General features: G+C 69.7%; 10 protein-coding genes. 8 read left to right on the forward strand and 2 right to left on the reverse strand.

The features are described 5' to 3' along the window. Positions 1–37: 37 nt before the first annotated feature. The gene (locus NGM28_RS06020) at positions 38–9,304 is read right to left on the reverse strand and encodes a non-ribosomal peptide synthetase (protein WP_252089138.1); all 9,267 of its coding nucleotides are present in this window, start codon (positions 9,302–9,304) and stop codon (positions 38–40) included. A gap of 224 nt (positions 9,305–9,528) precedes the next feature. On the opposite strand from NGM28_RS06020, the gene NGM28_RS06025 reads away from it, so the two are divergent. The 8 genes from NGM28_RS06025 to NGM28_RS06060 are packed head-to-tail and all read left to right on the forward strand — an operon-like array spanning position 9,529 to position 15,568. Continuing rightward, positions 9,529–10,719, forward strand: a complete 1,191-nt coding sequence (locus tag NGM28_RS06025; protein ID WP_252089140.1) for a PepSY-associated TM helix domain-containing protein — start codon at positions 9,529–9,531, stop codon at positions 10,717–10,719. Next, entirely contained in the window at positions 10,716–11,255 is a 540-nt protein-coding gene (locus tag NGM28_RS06030; RefSeq protein ID WP_252089144.1) for a PA2404 family protein, read from the forward strand. Before NGM28_RS06025 ends, NGM28_RS06030 begins: the two co-directional genes overlap by 4 nt. Continuing rightward, positions 11,252–11,569, forward strand: coding sequence for a hypothetical protein (locus NGM28_RS06035; RefSeq protein WP_252089146.1), 318 nt, complete (start codon positions 11,252–11,254; stop codon positions 11,567–11,569). The genes NGM28_RS06030 and NGM28_RS06035 overlap by 4 nt, the downstream gene beginning before the upstream one ends. Next, positions 11,566–12,135, forward strand: coding sequence for a DUF6162 family protein (locus NGM28_RS06040; RefSeq protein WP_240067051.1), 570 nt, complete (start codon positions 11,566–11,568; stop codon positions 12,133–12,135). The genes NGM28_RS06035 and NGM28_RS06040 overlap by 4 nt, the downstream gene beginning before the upstream one ends. Before the next feature lie 16 nt (positions 12,136–12,151). Next, positions 12,152–13,060: a metal ABC transporter substrate-binding protein gene (locus NGM28_RS06045; RefSeq protein ID WP_240067050.1), complete on the forward strand. Its 909-nt coding sequence runs from the start codon at positions 12,152–12,154 to the stop codon at positions 13,058–13,060. Continuing rightward, positions 13,057–13,806, forward strand: coding sequence for a metal ABC transporter ATP-binding protein (locus NGM28_RS06050; RefSeq protein WP_252089149.1), 750 nt, complete (start codon positions 13,057–13,059; stop codon positions 13,804–13,806). Before NGM28_RS06045 ends, NGM28_RS06050 begins: the two co-directional genes overlap by 4 nt. Beyond that, positions 13,803–14,702: a metal ABC transporter permease gene (locus NGM28_RS06055; RefSeq protein WP_252089150.1), complete on the forward strand. Its 900-nt coding sequence runs from the start codon at positions 13,803–13,805 to the stop codon at positions 14,700–14,702. The genes NGM28_RS06050 and NGM28_RS06055 overlap by 4 nt, the downstream gene beginning before the upstream one ends. Beyond that, positions 14,699–15,568, forward strand: a complete 870-nt coding sequence (locus NGM28_RS06060) for a metal ABC transporter solute-binding protein, Zn/Mn family (protein WP_252089152.1) — start codon at positions 14,699–14,701, stop codon at positions 15,566–15,568. The genes NGM28_RS06055 and NGM28_RS06060 overlap by 4 nt, the downstream gene beginning before the upstream one ends. Positions 15,569–15,642: 74 nt before the next feature. Here NGM28_RS06060 and NGM28_RS06065 read toward each other — a convergent pair whose 3' ends face one another. Further along, positions 15,643–16,263 (reverse strand): LysE family translocator, encoded by a 621-nt coding sequence (locus NGM28_RS06065; RefSeq protein WP_252089154.1) that lies wholly within the window; start codon positions 16,261–16,263, stop codon positions 15,643–15,645. Between the last annotated feature and the right edge of the window lie 81 nt (positions 16,264–16,344).

Genomic DNA, 16,344 nt, shown 5'->3' on the forward strand with positions numbered 1-16,344 from the left:
AGTCGGCGGCCAGGCAGGCCGCCGACGATGACTGTGGCTACTGCAGCTCGACCCCGCGTGCGCGCCGGCGCATCGGGTGCTGGGCCTTGAGCTGCGCCTGGCGCGCCTCGGTGCGCGCCTGGGTGGCCGTGGCCTGGACCTGCGCGGCGTGGGCCAGCAACTCGGCCAGCGGCGCCTCGGGCTGGGCCAGCAAGCGCTCAAACACCCCTTGCAGCTGGGCGAACAGGTCGGCCATGTCGCTGGCGGCGAACAGGCTGGCGTCGCACTTGAAGGCCGCGGTGAGGCGGTCGGCGCCGTTGACGAACTCGGCGATCAGGTCCAGCTCCGTGGCGCCCTGCCCGGCTTCCCGGCTGGTCACCTGCAGGCCTTGCGGCGCCTGCATCGGCAGGCTGCCTTCCTGGTAGATGAACTTGATCGCGAACAACGGCGAACGCCCGGCCTGGCGCGGCAAACGCAAGGCCTCGACCAAACGGTCGAAGGGCAGGTCCTGGTGATCGGACGCGCCGATCACCACGTCGCGGCAGCGTTCCAGCCACTGCGCGCCACTGGCCTGCTCGTCCAGCTCGAGCTGCAGTACCAGTTGGTTAACGAAGAAGCCGACCATTTCTTCAACCCCGGCGTGGTTGCGGTTGGCCACGTCGGTGCCCAGGCGCAGGCGGCGGCTGTCGCAACGCTGCGCCAGCACCAGCGAGAAGCCCGCCAGCAACAGCATGTACAGGGTCAGGCCGCGGGCCTTGGCGCAGGCGCGCAGGGCCTCGGCCAGGGGCGCCGGGAAGTCGAAGGCGTGCACCTGGCAGGTGCCACCGGCAACGCCCGGCTGGGCCGTGCCCGGCAGGCGCGTGAGGCGATGGTCGTCGCCCAGGGTGCGCTGCCAGTAGTCCAGCTGCCGGCGCAGCTGCCCGGCTTCCAGCCATTGCCGCTGCCACACGGCGAAGTCGAGATAAGCCAGGCCCGGCGCCGGCAGGCGCGCTGGCGTGGCGGTAACGGCGGCGTCGTAGAGGGCGACGAACTCGCGCAGCAGGATGCCGAACGACCAGTGGTCGGCGACGATATGGTGCAAGGTCACCAGCAGCAGGTGCTGGCGGTCGGCCTGACGCAGCAGGGCCACGCGCAGCAGCGGGCCGTTGACCAGGTCGAACGGCGCGCGGGCCTCGCGGTCCAGGGCCTCGGCCACGGCGGCTTCGCGCTGCGCCTCGGGCAGTTCGCGCAGGTCATGCAGGGCGAACGGCAGCGTCATGTCCGGCTGCACCTGCTGCCAGCTGTCGCCGCCCTCCTGGACGTAAGTGGTGCGCAGCACCGAATGACGCGCCAGCAGGGCCTGGAAGGCCTGGCGTACGGCCTCGGCATCCAGCTCGCCATCGAGCTGCAAGGCTCGCGGAATGTTGTACATCGAGCTGTGCGGTTCCAATTGCCAGAGGAACCACAGGCGCTGCTGGGCGAACGACAACGGCTGGCGCTGGCGCGGGTCGAGCGCTTGCAGCACAGGGGCCGGCGCGCCCTGCCCCGGCGCCTCGGCGCGCTCGACGGCGGCGGCGAACTGCGCCAGGTCGCGGGCCTCGAACAGCACCCGCAGCGGCAGGTCGAGCCCCAGGGCGTGGCGCACCCGGCTGATCACCTGGGTGGCCAGCAACGAGTGGCCGCCGAGGTCGAAGAAGTTGTCCTGCAAGCCAACTTCCGGCAGTTCCAGCACCTCGCACCACAGGCGCGCCAGCAGGCACTCCAGCTCGCTGCGCGGGGCCACATGGGCCTGTTGCAGCAGGCGGGTGTCGGGCTGCGGCAAGGCCTTGCGGTCGAGCTTGCCGTTGGGCGTCAGCGGCAACGCCGCCAGCACCTGCCAGTGGGCCGGCTGCATGTAGTCCGGCAGGTCGTCGGCCAACGCCGCACGCAGCCCTTCGCACAGCTGGGCCTGGGCCTCGCGCTCGGCCAGCGGCCCCTGGCGTGGCACCACGTAGGCCACCAGTTGCTGGCCAGATGGCCCCGGCACCGCGACCACCGCCGCCTCGGCGACCTCGTCCCGGGCCAGCAGGCGCGCCTCGATCTCGCCGGTCTCGACCCGGAAACCACGGATCTTGACCTGGTGATCGACCCGGCCGATGTACTCCATCTGGCCGTCGGCCAGGCGCCGCACCAGGTCGCCACTGCGGTACAGGCGCGCGCCCGGCGTGCTGGCGAACGGGTCGGGCACGAAGCGTTCGGCGGTCATCGAAGGCCGGGCGTGGTAGCCACGGGCCAGGGCGCAACCGCCGATATAGAGTTCGCCCACCAGGCCATCCCCTTGCAGCGCCAGGCCTTCGGCCAGCAGGTAGGCGCTGCGCCCGGCCACCGGCCGGCCGATCGGCGCGTAGGCCGAGGTGAAGCGGGTGCCGCCTTCGGCCTCCCACAGGAACGGCGTGATCACCGTCTCGGTGGGGCCGTAGCCGTTGACGATGTAGCGCGGCCGCAGTACCGCCTGGATTTGCTCGAAACCTTCACGCGGGAAGGCCTCGCCGGCCACGTTGAACGAACGCACCGACGACGCCCGCCCCTGGCCTGCGGCCAGCGCGGCCATCTGGCAGGCGTACTGGGTGGGGAAGTAGACCAGGCTGGCCTGCTCGCGCTCGATGACTTCCAGGGCCTGCTCGGTGCTCCACAGCCCCTCGCCGCGCAGGATGCAGCGGGCGCCGCTGATCAGCGGCAACAGCCACTGCTCGGTGCCCCAGTCGAAGTTCAGCGAGGCGAAGTGTAGGAAGCGGTCGGCGCTGTCGATGCGGTAGAAGCGCTGCATGGTCAGCAGGTGGCGCAGCAGCGCACCGTGTTCGAGCGCCACGCCCTTGGGGCGCCCGGTCGAACCGGAGGTGTACAGCAGGCACAGCAGGTTGTGGCCGTCGAGCGCCACTTGCGGCGCGCCTTGGTCATCGCCTGCGAAGGCCAACTGGTCGACCCGCAGCAACCGCGCGTGACGCCCGGCGAGCAGCGCCTCGCCACGGGCGTCGCCCAGCACCAGGGCCACGCCGCTGTCGTCGAGCATATAGCCCAGGCGCTCGGCGGGGTATTCAGGGTCCAGCGGCACATAGGCGCCACCGGCCTTGAGGATCGCCAGCAGGCCGACGATCAGCTCGGCGCCACGCGGCAGGGCGATACCGACCAGCACATCGGGGCCGACGCCTTCAGCCACCAGCCGGTGCGCCAGCTGGTTGGCCCGACCGTTCAGCCAGGCGTAGCTCAGCGACTGCCCGTCGGCGATCAGGGCAATAGCATCGGGCGTGCGCTGGGCCTGGGTTTCGATCAGCTGATGAAGCCAGGGCGATTGCTCCATGCCAGTGATAGCCGGCGGCATCGCCAGCAAGGCCTGGCGCGCAGCGCTCGGCACCGCTTCCAGCGCTGCCAGCACCTGCGCGTCACCTTCGATGAACTGCGCCAGCAGGCATTCGAGCTGGGCCGCCAGGGCTTCCACGGACTGGCCGGTGAAGGCCGCACGCAGGTAGCTGTAGTGCACTTCCAGGCGTTCGCCCAGGGTCACCGCCAGGGTCAGCGGGTAGTTGGTGCGCTCGAGGTTGCCGACATTGCCGAAGCGCACGCCGGCCTGGGCGGACTCGGCCAGCGCGGCGGACAGTGGGTAGTTCTCGAACACCAGCAGGGTGTCGAACAGCGCATCGCTGCCCTGCCCCGACCAGCGCTGGACCTCGTACAGCGGCGTGTGCTCGTGCTCGCGCAGGGCCAGGTTGATGCCCTGCACCTGCTGCAGCCAGTCGCCCAGGCGCTGGGCCAGGCCGGGCCGGGCGATTACCGGCAGGGTGTTGATGAACAGGCCGATCTGCTGCTCGATGCCCGGCAACTGCGCCGGGCGCCCCGCCACGGTGGCGCCGAATGCCACGCAGTCCTGGCCGGTGCAGCGCTGCAACAGCAGCAGCCAGGCGGCCTGCACCAGGGTATTGACCGTGACCTTCTGCTGCCGGGCGAAGGTGCCCAGGCGCTCGCTGAAGGCTGGAGTGAAGCGCTGGTAGTGGTCACCATGGCCGGCTTCGGCCTGTGGCGCGGGCCAGGCATGGGCGAGCCGGGTCGGGGTTTCCAGCGGCGCCAGCTGGCCACGCCAGAACGCCTCGCTGAGCGCCAGGTCCTGGCCTTGCAGCCACTGGATGTAGTCGCGGTAACGCCCCTGGGCCGGCGCTGGCGTTTGCCCGGCATAGCGCTGCAGCACCTCGCCCAGCAGGCGCGAATTGCTCCAGCCGTCGAGCAGCAGGTGGTGGCAGGTCTGGATCAGGTGGTGCCGATCCGGGCCGGTACGTACCAGGGTCAGGCGCAACAGCGGCGGGCAATGCAGGTCGAAGCCTGCGGCACGGTCTTCCCGGGCCAGCTGCGCCAGGGCCTGGTCGAGGTCGTCGTGGCCGCTCCAGTCCAGCTCGCGCCAGGGCAGCTCGGCCTGGCGCACCACCATCTGCAAGGGGCGCGGCAGCTCGCCCTGCCAGGCGAAACCGGTGCGCAGGATGGCATGGGCGTCCACTGCCTGTTGCCAGGCCTGGCGCAGGCGCTGCGGTTGCAGGCCGTCGACGTCCACGCGCATCTGGTTGATGTAGTCGCCACCGGCGGATTCGTAGAGCCCGTGGAACAGCATGCCCTGCTGCATCGGCGACAGCGGGTAGAGGTCCTCCAGCCGGGTGACCGGCAGCGGCAGCCCGGCCAGGCCTGCGCTGTCAAGGCCAGCCAGGGGGAAGTCCGAGGCACTGGCCTGGCCCGGCTCCTGGGCACAGCAGTGCGCCACCAGGGCGCGCAGTTCGGCACTGAAATCGTCGGCCAGGGCCTGGATACGTGCCGGCGCGAACATCTCGCGGCTGAAGCCCCAGCGCAGGGCCAGCTCGCCGCCGTACACCTGCCCTTCGACCGTCAGCCAGTTGGCCAGCGGCGCCCGTGGGTCCTGGGCCTGGCCGCCACTGGCGGTGGCGGGCCGCAACAGCGCCTGCGCGTCGAACTGGCGGTCGAACTGGCCCAGGTAGTTGAAGGTGACCCGGGGCTGCGGCAGCGCCGCCAGGGCCTGGCGCGTCGCGGCATCGCCCAGGTGACGCAGCAGGCCGTGGCCAAGGCCTTTGTCCGGCACCGCGCGCAGCTGCTCCTTGACCGCGACGATCGCCGCGCCCGGATCGTCGCCCGGTACCAGCAGCAAGGGGTGCAGGCTGGTGAACCAACCGATGCTGCGCGACAGGTCGAGGCCGTCGAACAGGTCCTCGCGGCCATGGCCCTCCAGCTCGATCAGCGCGCCGGGTGCCGCCGTCCAGCGGCACAGCACCCGGGCCAGGGCGGTCAGCAGCAGGTCGTTGACCTGGGTCCGGTAAGCTGCCGGGGCCACCTGCAGCAGTTCACGGGTGAGCTGTGCGTCGAAACGGCTCTCGATCTTCTGTTCGTGGCGGTTCTCCAGGGCACCGGCGCGGTTGTCGCAGGGCAGCTCGTCCACTGGCGCGGCCTGCAACTGTGCCTGCCACCACGGCAGTTGCTCGCTGAAACGCGGCAGTGCCTCGTGCAACTGGCGGGCCCAGGCCTGGTAGCTGCTGCCGCGCAGCGGCAGGCGCGCCGGCTGGCCGGCCAGCAGTTGGCGGTACAGCTGCTGCAAGTCGTCGAGCAGTACGCGCCAGGACACACCGTCGACCACCAGGTGATGCAGCACCAGCAGCAACTGTTGGCGGCCCTCGGGCAAGGTCAGCACCATCACCCGCAACAGCGGGCCGGCTGCGAGATCGAGGCTGCGCTGGGCCGCCTCGCAGTGGGCCAGGGCTTCGACGTCGTCCTGCGCCTGGCGCAGCCAGAGCACCTCGCCGGCCTGTTCGGCGTAGTGCTGGCGCCAGCCGTGCGCGCCTTCGACGAAGCGCAGGCGCAGGCTGTCATGGTATTCCAGCAAGTGCTCCAGCGCCCTGGCCAGCAGCTCGGCGTCCAACGGTGCCTGGGCGTCGAGCAGCAACGATTGGTTCCAATGCCCACGGGCCGGAATCGCCTGGTCGAAGAACCAGTGCTGGATCGGCGTCAACGGCACCTCGCCGCTGGCCGGCCCTTGCTCCACCCGCACCTGGGCCTGCCCGGCGACCTGGGCCAGGCCACGGATGGTCTGGAACTGGAAGATATCCTTGGGGGTCAGCGCCAGGCCCGCCTCGCGGGCGCGGCTAACCACCTGCATGGAGACGATCGAGTCGCCGCCCAGCTCGAAGAAGTTGTCCAGCGCGCCCACTTGCTCCAGCCCCAGCAGCGCCTGCCAGATCTGCGCCAGGGCCTGCTCGCGCGCGCCACTGGGTGGCACGTGCTCACGCTGCGCCTGCACCGCGTCCGGCGCCGGCAGGGCCTTGCGGTCGAGCTTGCCGTTGGGGGTCAGCGGCAGGCGCGCGAGGAACAGCATCGCGGCCGGCACCATGTAGTCGGGCAGGTGCTCGCCCAGGGCTGCGCGTAACGTGCCACGCAGGGCGTCCTGCGCGGCGGCATCCTCGGCCAGTTGGGCGTCGACCGGCACCACGTAGGCCACCAACTGACGGCCACTGGGCCCGTCCGGGGCCAGTACCGCGACCTCATGCACACTCGCCTGCGCCTGCAAGCGCGCCTCGATCTCGCCCAGTTCGATACGGAAACCACGCACCTTGACCTGGTGGTCGATGCGGCCGATGTACTCCAGCTCGCCGCCCTCGCGGTAGCGCACCAGGTCGCCCGTGCGGTACAGGCGGCCACCGTCGCCGGCGAACGGGTCGGGCACGAAGCGCTCGGCGGTCAGCGCCGGGCGCCCCAGGTAGCCACGGGTGATGCCGGCGCCGGCCAGGTACAACTCGGCGCCGCAACCCTGGGGCAGCGGTTGCAACTGGCTGTCCAGCAGGTAGGCGGCAGTGTGCGGCAGCGGACGGCCGATGCTGGCGCGCCCCCCGGCCTGGCGGCGGGTCCAGGTCGAATAGGTGGTGTCCTCGGAGGGGCCATACAGGTCGTAGACATGCTCAAGCCCCGGCAGCGCGTAAAGCTCATCGACCAGGCGCTGCTTGAGCGGCTCGCCGGCCAGGTTGACGATGCGCACGCTGACGGGCAGTTGCCCGCCACGCAGCAGCGCGGCGATCGCCGACGGCACGGTGTTGACCAGGCGCACCAGGTCGCGCGCCGGCAGCTCGGGGAGTTCCAGGGCGTTGCGCGCCAGGACGATGTAGCCACCCGCCGCCAGGGTGACGAACAGCTCCCACACCGACAGGTCGAAGCAGATCGAGGTGGACGCCAGCACGCCCTGGATATCCTCGTCGCGGTACACCTGGCGCGACCAGTGCAGCAAGGCCAGGACGTTGCGGTGGGCGATGGCCACGCCTTTCGGGCGGCCGGTGGAGCCGGAGGTGTAGATCACATAGGCCAGGTTCTGCGCCGAGGCGCGGTTGACCGGCGGCTCGGCCGGCCAGGCTTCAAGGGCCTGCTCGTCGCCGTCCACCAGCAACACCTGGCAACAGGCCTGCAACCCCAGGCGCTCGGCGACTTCGCCATCACTGAGTACCAGGCGCGCGGCACTGTCCTCGAGCATGTAGGCGACTCGCTCGGCGGGGTAATCCGGGTCCAGCGGCACATAGGCGCCACCGGCCTTGAACACCGCCAGCAGTGCCACCACCAGCTGCGGCGTGCGCGGCAGCGCTACCCCGACCCGCACCTCCGGCCCCACGCCGGCGGCGACCAGGCGCTGGGCCAGGCGGTTGGCCCAACGGTCGAGCTCGGCATGGCTGTAGCGGCGCTCACCGTGCACCAGCGCCAGGGCCTCAGGCCGTGCCTGGGCCTGCTGGGCGATGCACTGGTCGATGCGCGACAGGCTGTCGTAGCCGTCACCTGCCGGGTTCCACGCGTGCAACTGACGCGCAAGTTCCGCCTCGCCCAGCATCGGCAGCCGCGACACGGCCTGGCTCGGGTCGGCGACCATCGCCCGCAGCAGGTTGAGCCAGTGCTCGGCCATGCGCGCAATGGTCTCGGGGGCGAACAGTTCGTCGGCGTAGGTCAACGCCGCATGCAGCCGGCCGCCCTTCTCCCAGGTGTCCAGGCTCAGGTCGAACTGGGTGGTGCGCCCTTCCCACTCGATCACCCCGAAGCGAATGCCGGACTCGGTCTGCAGGGCCGTCAGGTCGGTGACCAGCGGCTGGTGGTTGTACATCACCTGGAACAGCGGGTTGTGCGCCAGGCTGCGCTCAAGCTTCAGCGCCTCGACCAGGCGTTCGAACGGCAGTTCCTGGTGCGCCTGGGCGCCCAGGGCGGTGTCGCGCACCTGGGCGATCAACTGCGCGACGGTGGTGTCCGCGTCCAGCTGGCAGCGCAGCACCTGGGTGTTGACGAAGAAGCCGATCAACCCTTCGACCTCGGCGCGGTTGCGGTTGGCGATGGGCACGCCGACGCGCAGGTCGGCCTGGCCGCTGTAGCGGTGCAGCAAGGCGTCGAACGCCGCCAGCAGGACCATGAACAGGCTGGCCTGGTGCTGCTGGGCGAAGCTGCGCAGTTGCTCGGCCAGTGCCGGGTCGATGGCGAAGCCATGGCGCGTGCCGCGATGGCTCGGTGTGGCCGGGCGCGGGAAGTCGATGGGCAGCTCCAGCACCGGGTGCTCGTCGCCCAGGGCCGCCTGCCAGTATTCCAGCTGGCGCTCCTGCTCGCCGGCCTCGAGCCAGGCGCGCTGCCACAGCGCGTAGTCGGCGTACTGCAACGGCAGCGGCGCCAGCGGCATGGCCTGGCGACGGGCAAAGGCGTCGTAGCAGCGGATGAACTCGTCGATCAGCACGTTCATCGACCAGCCATCGGAGACGATGTGGTGCAAGGTCAGCAGCAGCACATGGCGCTGCGCCTCCAGTTGCAACAGGCGCACCCGCCACAGCGGCCCCTGCTGCAGGTCGAACGGCTCGCGCGCCTGGGCCTGGGCGCGCTCGCGGACGGTGGCATCGCGGACTTCAGCGTTGAGCCCGCGCAAGTCCTCGAACACCACTTGCATGGGTTGTGTCGCCGGCACCTGCTGCAACCCGCGTTCGCCATCCAGATGGAACGCGCTGGACAGTGTCTGGTGGCGCTCGCCCAGGCACGTCAGGGCCCGCTCCATGGCCGCGCGGTCCAGCGGCCCGTCCAGCGCCACCGCGCCCGGCAAGTTGTAGGCCGCGCCCTCGGGCTCCAGTTGCCAGAGGAACCACATGCGCTGCTGGGCATAGGACGGCAGGCCGCGCTCGGGCGCCTGCACGTCGGCGACAAGGGGGAACTGGGCGAAATCGACCTGCTCCCGGGCCAGTGCCTGCAAGAAGATCCTGCGCTTTTGCGGCGGCAATTCAAGGAATCGGCGGGCAAGGTTGCGGGCGTCTTGTGCATTCATCGGCGGTCATCCGTAAAGAGGGGCAACGAGCGGGACAGCTCGGTCGTGCATGGGAAACGGATGGCAAGGAGGGAAAATTAACCAGCGCCGGCGCGGCCCGCCGGTCGCCTTGAAACATTTTCTTTCATTTAAACAGACGGGTTTCTCATTCTCATCCGTCCTATCTAATGCAGCCCTCCAGGTTGAGCCGTGACTCGACCCCACTATTCCCAGCAGAACGACCGATGGCCCGACAACCGAAAAAATCCAAGTCCAAACTGTGGTTCCTGGTGCACAGCTGGCTTGCCCTGCCGATCTGGTTCTTCGTCCTGATCGTCTGTTTCACCGGCATGCTCGCGGTGGTCAGCCAGGAGATCGTCTGGCTCGCCAACCCCGACGTGCGCGCCAGCAAGCCCGACGACACGGCCGAACGCCTGAGCTTCCAGCAGGTGCTCGACGCCCTGCACAAGGCCGAGCCGGACATGGCCGTGCGCTTTCTCAACCAGCCCGACGGCTCGCACTTCGCCCTCAACGCCGGGGTAACCTTCCCCGACGGCAGCTCGCCGACGCTGTACGTCAACCCCTACACCGGCGCCATCCAGGGCAAGAGCCCGAACTTCAACTTCGAGGCCTTCACCCGCGCCCTGCACGGCTGGTGGCTGGTGCCCTTCACCAACGGCTACAGCTGGGGCTGGTACCTGGTCTCGCTGCTGGGCCTGCCGCTGCTGGCCTCGCTGGTGACCGGGCTGGTGGTGTACAAGAAGTTCTGGAAGGGCTTCTTCAAGCTGCCCCGGCGCAGCCACGGCCCGCGCATCTTCTGGGGCGACCTGCACCGCCTGGTGGGCGTGTGGTCGATCTGGTTCGTCGCCACCATCTCGATCACCGGCACCTGGTTCCTGATCCAGGCGGTGCTGAAGGACAACCACATCAGCATTACCACCGAGCCCGTGGTGCCGGTCATCGCCCGCGAGCAGGTGCCGCTCACCGCGGACGGCTCGCCGGCCCCGCGCATCGACCTGGACGAGGCCACGCGCATCGCCCAGGGCAACATCCCAGGCCTCGAGGTGAGCTTCATCTCGGTGCCAGCCACCGCCTACAGCCATGTCAGCCTCGGTGGGCGCAGCTGGTACCCGCTGATGATCCAGACCGCCGCGGTCAACCCCTACACCCGAGCCGTCGACAGCCAGTTCCTGCTCGGCGACCGTTCGGCCCTGGAGTTCGTCACCGAATCCATGCGCCCGCTGCACACCGGCGACTTCGGCGGCCTGCCGATCAAGCTGATCTGGGCGTTCTTCGGCTTGCTGCTGTCGCTGATGGTGTTCAGCGGCCTGCTGATCTGGACCAAGCGCACCGCCCAGGCCACCGCCGCGGCGCTCAAGCGTGAGGAGCGCCCGCGCAAGGCGCGCGCGGCCAGCGTATTGGAGGTCAAGCCATGAACCAGGCCCAGGCACTACCGCCCAGCCCACTCAAGCGCTTCTGGCTGAAGTGGCGCTTCCACTTGAACATCCTGCTGCTGCTCATCCCCCTGGGTTTCATGCCCAAGTACTTCGCCGACGCCAGGCTGATCCGCGGCGACAGCGGCCTGGGCGCGAACCAGGTCGATGCCATCCAGGTCGGCCCCTACAGCCTGGACCTGGCCGAGCTGCGCGACGAGGCCCCGCGCGCCGATGGCCCGGCCGGCCACTTCAAGGTGTTCAACGCGGCCTTGTGCAAGGCCTGCATCGGCCCGGTCAAGGCCGTCTACCTGCGTATCGGCAAGCCGCGCAGCCTGCGCGCCGCCGGCACGCTGTTCTTCGGCGCGCCGTATCGCATGGGCACCTCGCTGCCGATTCCGCCGCGCACCCCGGCCGACGCGCAGATCTGGATCACCATCGAAGGCTGGGACGGCAGCATGCACCAGGGCTCGGTGGCCTTGGCCAAGGCATCGCCGGCCACCGCGGCCTGGCTCGAGAAACAAGGAGGCAAACCATGAAACACCTGATGCGCAGGCTCGCCCTGCCGCTGCTGCTGGGCACCGCGCTGCCGGCCCTGGCGCACAACCCGATGTGCGAATGCACCGAAACCGGCGAACAGATCACCTGCAAAGGCGGCTTCTCCGATGGCAGCGGCGCGCCCGGGGTGACCCTCGACGTGATCGGCTACGACGAGCAGGTGCTGGTGGCCAGCAAGCTGGGCGACGACTCCACCCTGACCTTCAAGCGCCCCGACGGCGAGTTCTATGTGCTGTTCGACGCCGGCCCCGGCCACGTGGTGGAAGTCGACCACGCCGACATCGGTGCGCCATGAGCCGCGCCCAGGTGGTGCGCCCGGCCGGCGCCGGGCATGAAACCCTGTATGTGCTGCTGGCCGCCGCGCTGATCCTGATCGTCGCCGCCACGGTGGTGAGCCTGCGCGGCGAACGCGAGGACGAAGTGGCCATCGCCGCCCACCAGCTCGATGCCCGGCGCGACCTCAACGCCGCCGAACAGGGCATCCACACCGACCTGTGGGTGGCCGTCGAGGAGATCCGCCTGTTGAGCGAGGAAGCCGGCACCGCGCCCTCCGTCGAGGCGCTGGCCGAAGAAGGCCTGCCGCCCTTCATCGCCGACGCCAGCCAGCAGAGCCGTGGCCAGCACCAGTGGTCGAAGCTCGACAGCGGCGCCTACCTCGGCCGCAGCCAGGACGCCCAGGTGGCCGGCAGTTTCCTGCTGATCCCGGCGCAGGCCGAAGGCGCCCAGCCCGATATCTGGCTGCGCCGCGACAGCAGTGCCCTGGCCCCCGACGACCTGGGCCGCGACGCCCTGATCGCCGCTGGCTGGCAGCAGGTCGTCACCCACTACGACGCCGGGGTCACCCGCCAACACCGTCACTGAACCGAAGGACTCGCCCATGCTCCGCTCCGCCCTCCGCGCCCTGGCGCTGCTAGCTTGCGCCCTGCCGGCCCTGGCCCTTGCCGACAACGGCAAGCCCCTGCGCATCGGTATCACCCTGCACCCGTACTACAGCTACGTGAGCAATATCGTCGGCGACAAGGCCGAGGTGGTGCCGCTGATCCCGGCCGGCTTCAACCCCCACGCCTACGAGCCGCGCGCCGAGGACATCAAGCGCATCGGCAGCCTGGACGTGATCGTGCTCAACGGCGTGGGCCACGACGACTTCGCCGACCGCATGATCGCCGCCAGCGAGAAGCCCGACATCAAGACCATCGAGTCCAACGCCAACGTGCCGCTGCTGGCCGCCACCGGCATCGCCGCCCGCGGCGCCGGCAAGGTGGTCAACCCGCACACCTTCCTGTCGATCAGCGCCACCATCGCCCAGGTCAACAACATCGCCCGCGAACTGGGCAAGCTCGACCCGGACAACGCCAAGTTCTACACCCAGAACGCCCGCGCCTACGCCAAGCGCCTGCGCGCCCTGCGTGCAGAGGCCCTGGCCAAGGTCACCCAGGCGCCGGACGCGACCTTCCGCGTCGCCACCATCCACGCCGCCTATGACTACCTGGTGCGTGACTTCGGCCTGGAAGTCACTGCGGTGGTGGAACCGGCCCACGGCATCGAACCCAGCCCGGCGCAGTTGAAGAAGACCATCGACCAGCTCAAGGCGCTGGACGTGAAGGTGATCTTCTCGGAGATGGACTTCCCGTCCGCCTACGTCGACACCATCCACCGTGAGTCCGGTGTGCGCATCTACCCGCTCACGCATATCTCCTATGGCGAGTACACCAAGGAGAAGTACGAGGTGGAGATGAAGCGCAACCTCGACACCGTGGTCCAGGCCATCCAGGAGAACCGCGCGTGACCGCCGCCGCCCACCTCACGGCCGCCAGCGGGCCGCGCATCGACTTCGCCGGCATCGACCTCACCCTCGGCCGCACGCGCATCCTCGACCAGGTGCGTTTCAGCGTCGCGTCCGGCAGCGTGCACGCCATCGTCGGCCCCAACGGCGGCGGCAAGAGTTCGTTGATCAAGACCCTGCTCGGGCAGATGCCGCACCAGGGCCAGCTGACCCTGCACTGGCCGGGTGAACGCGAGGTGATCGGCTACGTGCCCCAGGCCCTGGAGTTCGACCGTGGCCTGCCAATGACCGTCGATGACTTCATGGCCGCCATGTGCCAGCGGCGCCCGGCGTTCCTCGGCCTGTCCCGGCGCGTACGGCCGGCCATCGACGCGGCGCTGGCGCGGGTGGGCATGCTCGACAAACGCAAGCGGCGCATGGGCGCCCTGTCCGGCGGCGAGCGCCAGCGGGTGCTGCTGGCCCAGGGGCTGATCCCTGAGCCGCAGTTGCTGGTGCTCGATGAACCGATGTCGGCCCTCGACGAGGCCGGCATCCAGGTGTTCGAGCAACTGCTGCACGCCTGGCGCCAGGCCGGCACCACCGTGCTGTGGATCGAGCACGACCTGGAAGCGGTGCTGCGCCTGGCCGACCGGGTCACCGGGCTGAACCGCCAGGTGCTGTTCGACGCCCCACCGGCCCAGGCCCTGACGCCCGAGCGTCTACTCGGGCTGTTCTCCGTCCACCCGCGCAGCGAGGGCCTTGCCCGATGAGTTTCGACACCTTCCGCGAAACGGTCCAGGCATGGGCCAGCGCAGGCTACCTGCCGGAGGCGCTGGCCTACGGCTTCGTGGTCAACGCCCTGCTCGCCGGCCTGATGATCGGCCCGGTGCTCGGCGGGCTGGGCACCCTGGTGGTGGTCAAGCGCTTCGCCTTCTTCTCCGAGGCGGTGGGCCATGCCGCGCTCACGGGCGTGGCCATCGGCATCCTGCTGGGTGAACCCTACACCGGCCCGTATGGCAGCCTGTTCGGCTACTGCCTGCTGTTCGGCATCCTGCTCAACTTCCTGCGCAACCGCACCGGGCTGTCGCCGGATACGCTGATCGGCGTGTTCCTCTCGGTGTCCCTGGCGCTGGGCGCGAGCCTGCTGCTGATGCTGGCCGGCAAGATCAATGTGCACATCCTCGAGAACGTGCTGTTCGGCTCGGTGCTCACCGTCAGCGGCCACGACCTGCTGGTGCTGGGCATCGTCGCGGTGCTGGTGCTGGCCCTGGCCCTGCCGCTGTACAACCGCATCATGCTGGCCAGTTTCAACCCGCAGTTGGCGGCAGTGCGCGGGGTGGCGGTGAAGACCCTGGACTACCTGTTCGTGGTGCTGGTGACCCTGGTGACCGTGGCCTCGGTGAAGGTGATCGGGGCGATCCTGGTGGGTGCCCTGCTGGTGATCCCGGCCGCCGCGGCGCGGCTGGTCAGCCAGTCGCTGAAGGGGTTCTTCTTCGTCTCGGTGCTTATCGCCACCCTGAGCACGCTGCTGGGTATCCTGCTGCCGATGGTCTTCGACCTGCCGGTGCCCTCGGGCGCGGCGATCATCCTGGTGGCCGGGATCTGCTTCGCCCTCGCCGCCCTGGCCCGTGCCCTCGTCCCCCGCCTGCAAGGAAACCCGGCATGACCCTCAAGCACCTGACCCTGGCCGCGCTTCTGGCCGGCCTGCCCACCCTGTCCAGCGCCACCCAGGTGCTGACCACCCTGCCGGTGACCCACAGCCTGGCACTCAGCCTGCTCGATGGCACCGCAGTGAAACTCGAACGCGCCGCGCCGGCCAGCCTGCCTGCCAGCCGCCAGCCGTCGTACTTCAGCGGCCGTGGCGGCGCCAGCCTGCACAAGGCCGCGCAACAGGCCGACGCGGTGATCGGCGTGCGCTCGATCTGGCGCGACGACCCGCTCTACCCGATGGCCCGGCGCAGCAATATCCGCATCGTCGAGATCGACGCGGCGCGGCCGGTGGACGGCGCGCTGCCCGGTATCGCGGTCAAGGGCGAGGAGGCGTTCGGCGCCTACCCCTGGCTCAACCCGACCAACCTCGGGCGCATGGCCGACGTGGTGGCCAACGACCTGGAGCGCCTGGCGCCCGCCGACAAGGCGAAGATCCAGGCCAACCTGGCCGGCCTCAAGCGGCAGATGCTGGAACTGACCGCCAGCAGCCAGGCGCGCCTGGCCGAGGTGGACAACCTCAGCGTGGTCAGCCTGTCCGAGCGGCTGGGCTACCTGGCCAGCGGGTTGAACCTCGACGTGGTCGAGCAGCCGTTGCCGGCGGACGACCGCTGGGATGATGCGGCGCTCAAGGCGTTGAGTGACAACCTCAAGGCCCAGGATGTGGCGCTGGTGCTGCACCACCGCCAGCCGGACGCCAAGGTGGCCGAGGCGATCCAGGCGGCCGGAGTGAAGCTGGTGGTGGTCGAGAGCGATCCGGAAGATACCGTGGCGGGGCTCAAGGCCAGTGTCGAACAGGTGATCCAGGCGTTGGTGCAGGGCTGATTGCACCGGCCCATTCGCCGGCAAGCCGGCTCCTACCTCGATCCAGGTAGGAGCCGGCTTGCCGGCGAACCGCCCTACCGCCGACTGAAGGCCAGGCGCACGGCAAACAACACGAACACCACCCCGGTCACCCGATCCATCCACTTCACCACCCGCCCCTGGCGCAGCGCTGCGGCCAACGGCTGGGTCGCGGCGATCAGCGCCACCGCCCAGAGCAACCCGAGCAGCACATGGATGCCGACCAGGCCAAAGGTCCACGGCACCAGCGCCTGCCCCTGGGGAATGAACTGCGGCAGGAACGACACGTAGAAGATCCCCACCTTGGGGTTGAGCAGGTTGCCCAGCAGGCCCTTGACGAACCCGTTGGCGCCCGGCTTGCCCTGGGCATCGGCGCTGGCCACCGACTGGCGCGGGCGCAGCAGCATGTTCAGGCCCAGGTACGCCAGGTAGGCGGCGCCGCAGTACTTGAGTACGTCATAGGCCAGCGTCGATACCGCGATCAATGCCCCCAGCCCGAAGGCCACCGCCGCGCCCCACAGCAGGCAGCCGGCATTGATACCGAGCGCTGCGCGCAGGGCTTGCCGGCGATTTTCCACGGCGGCGGTGCGCAGGATCAGCGCGGTGTCCAGGCCCGGGGTGATGGTGAGCAGGGTCGCAGCCAGGGTGAAGGCGACCAGGTTGTCGGCGAAGGGCATGGCGGGGTGGCCTCGGCTGGGGGATGGTGAACGTTAGCAGGTTCGCCGGAAGAGTTGCAGCGTCTATCAGATCGAGCGCCG

The organism is Pseudomonas sp. MWU13-3659 (assembly GCF_023757525.1).
Taxonomy (GTDB): Bacteria; Pseudomonadota; Gammaproteobacteria; order Pseudomonadales; family Pseudomonadaceae; genus Aquipseudomonas; species Aquipseudomonas entomophila_E.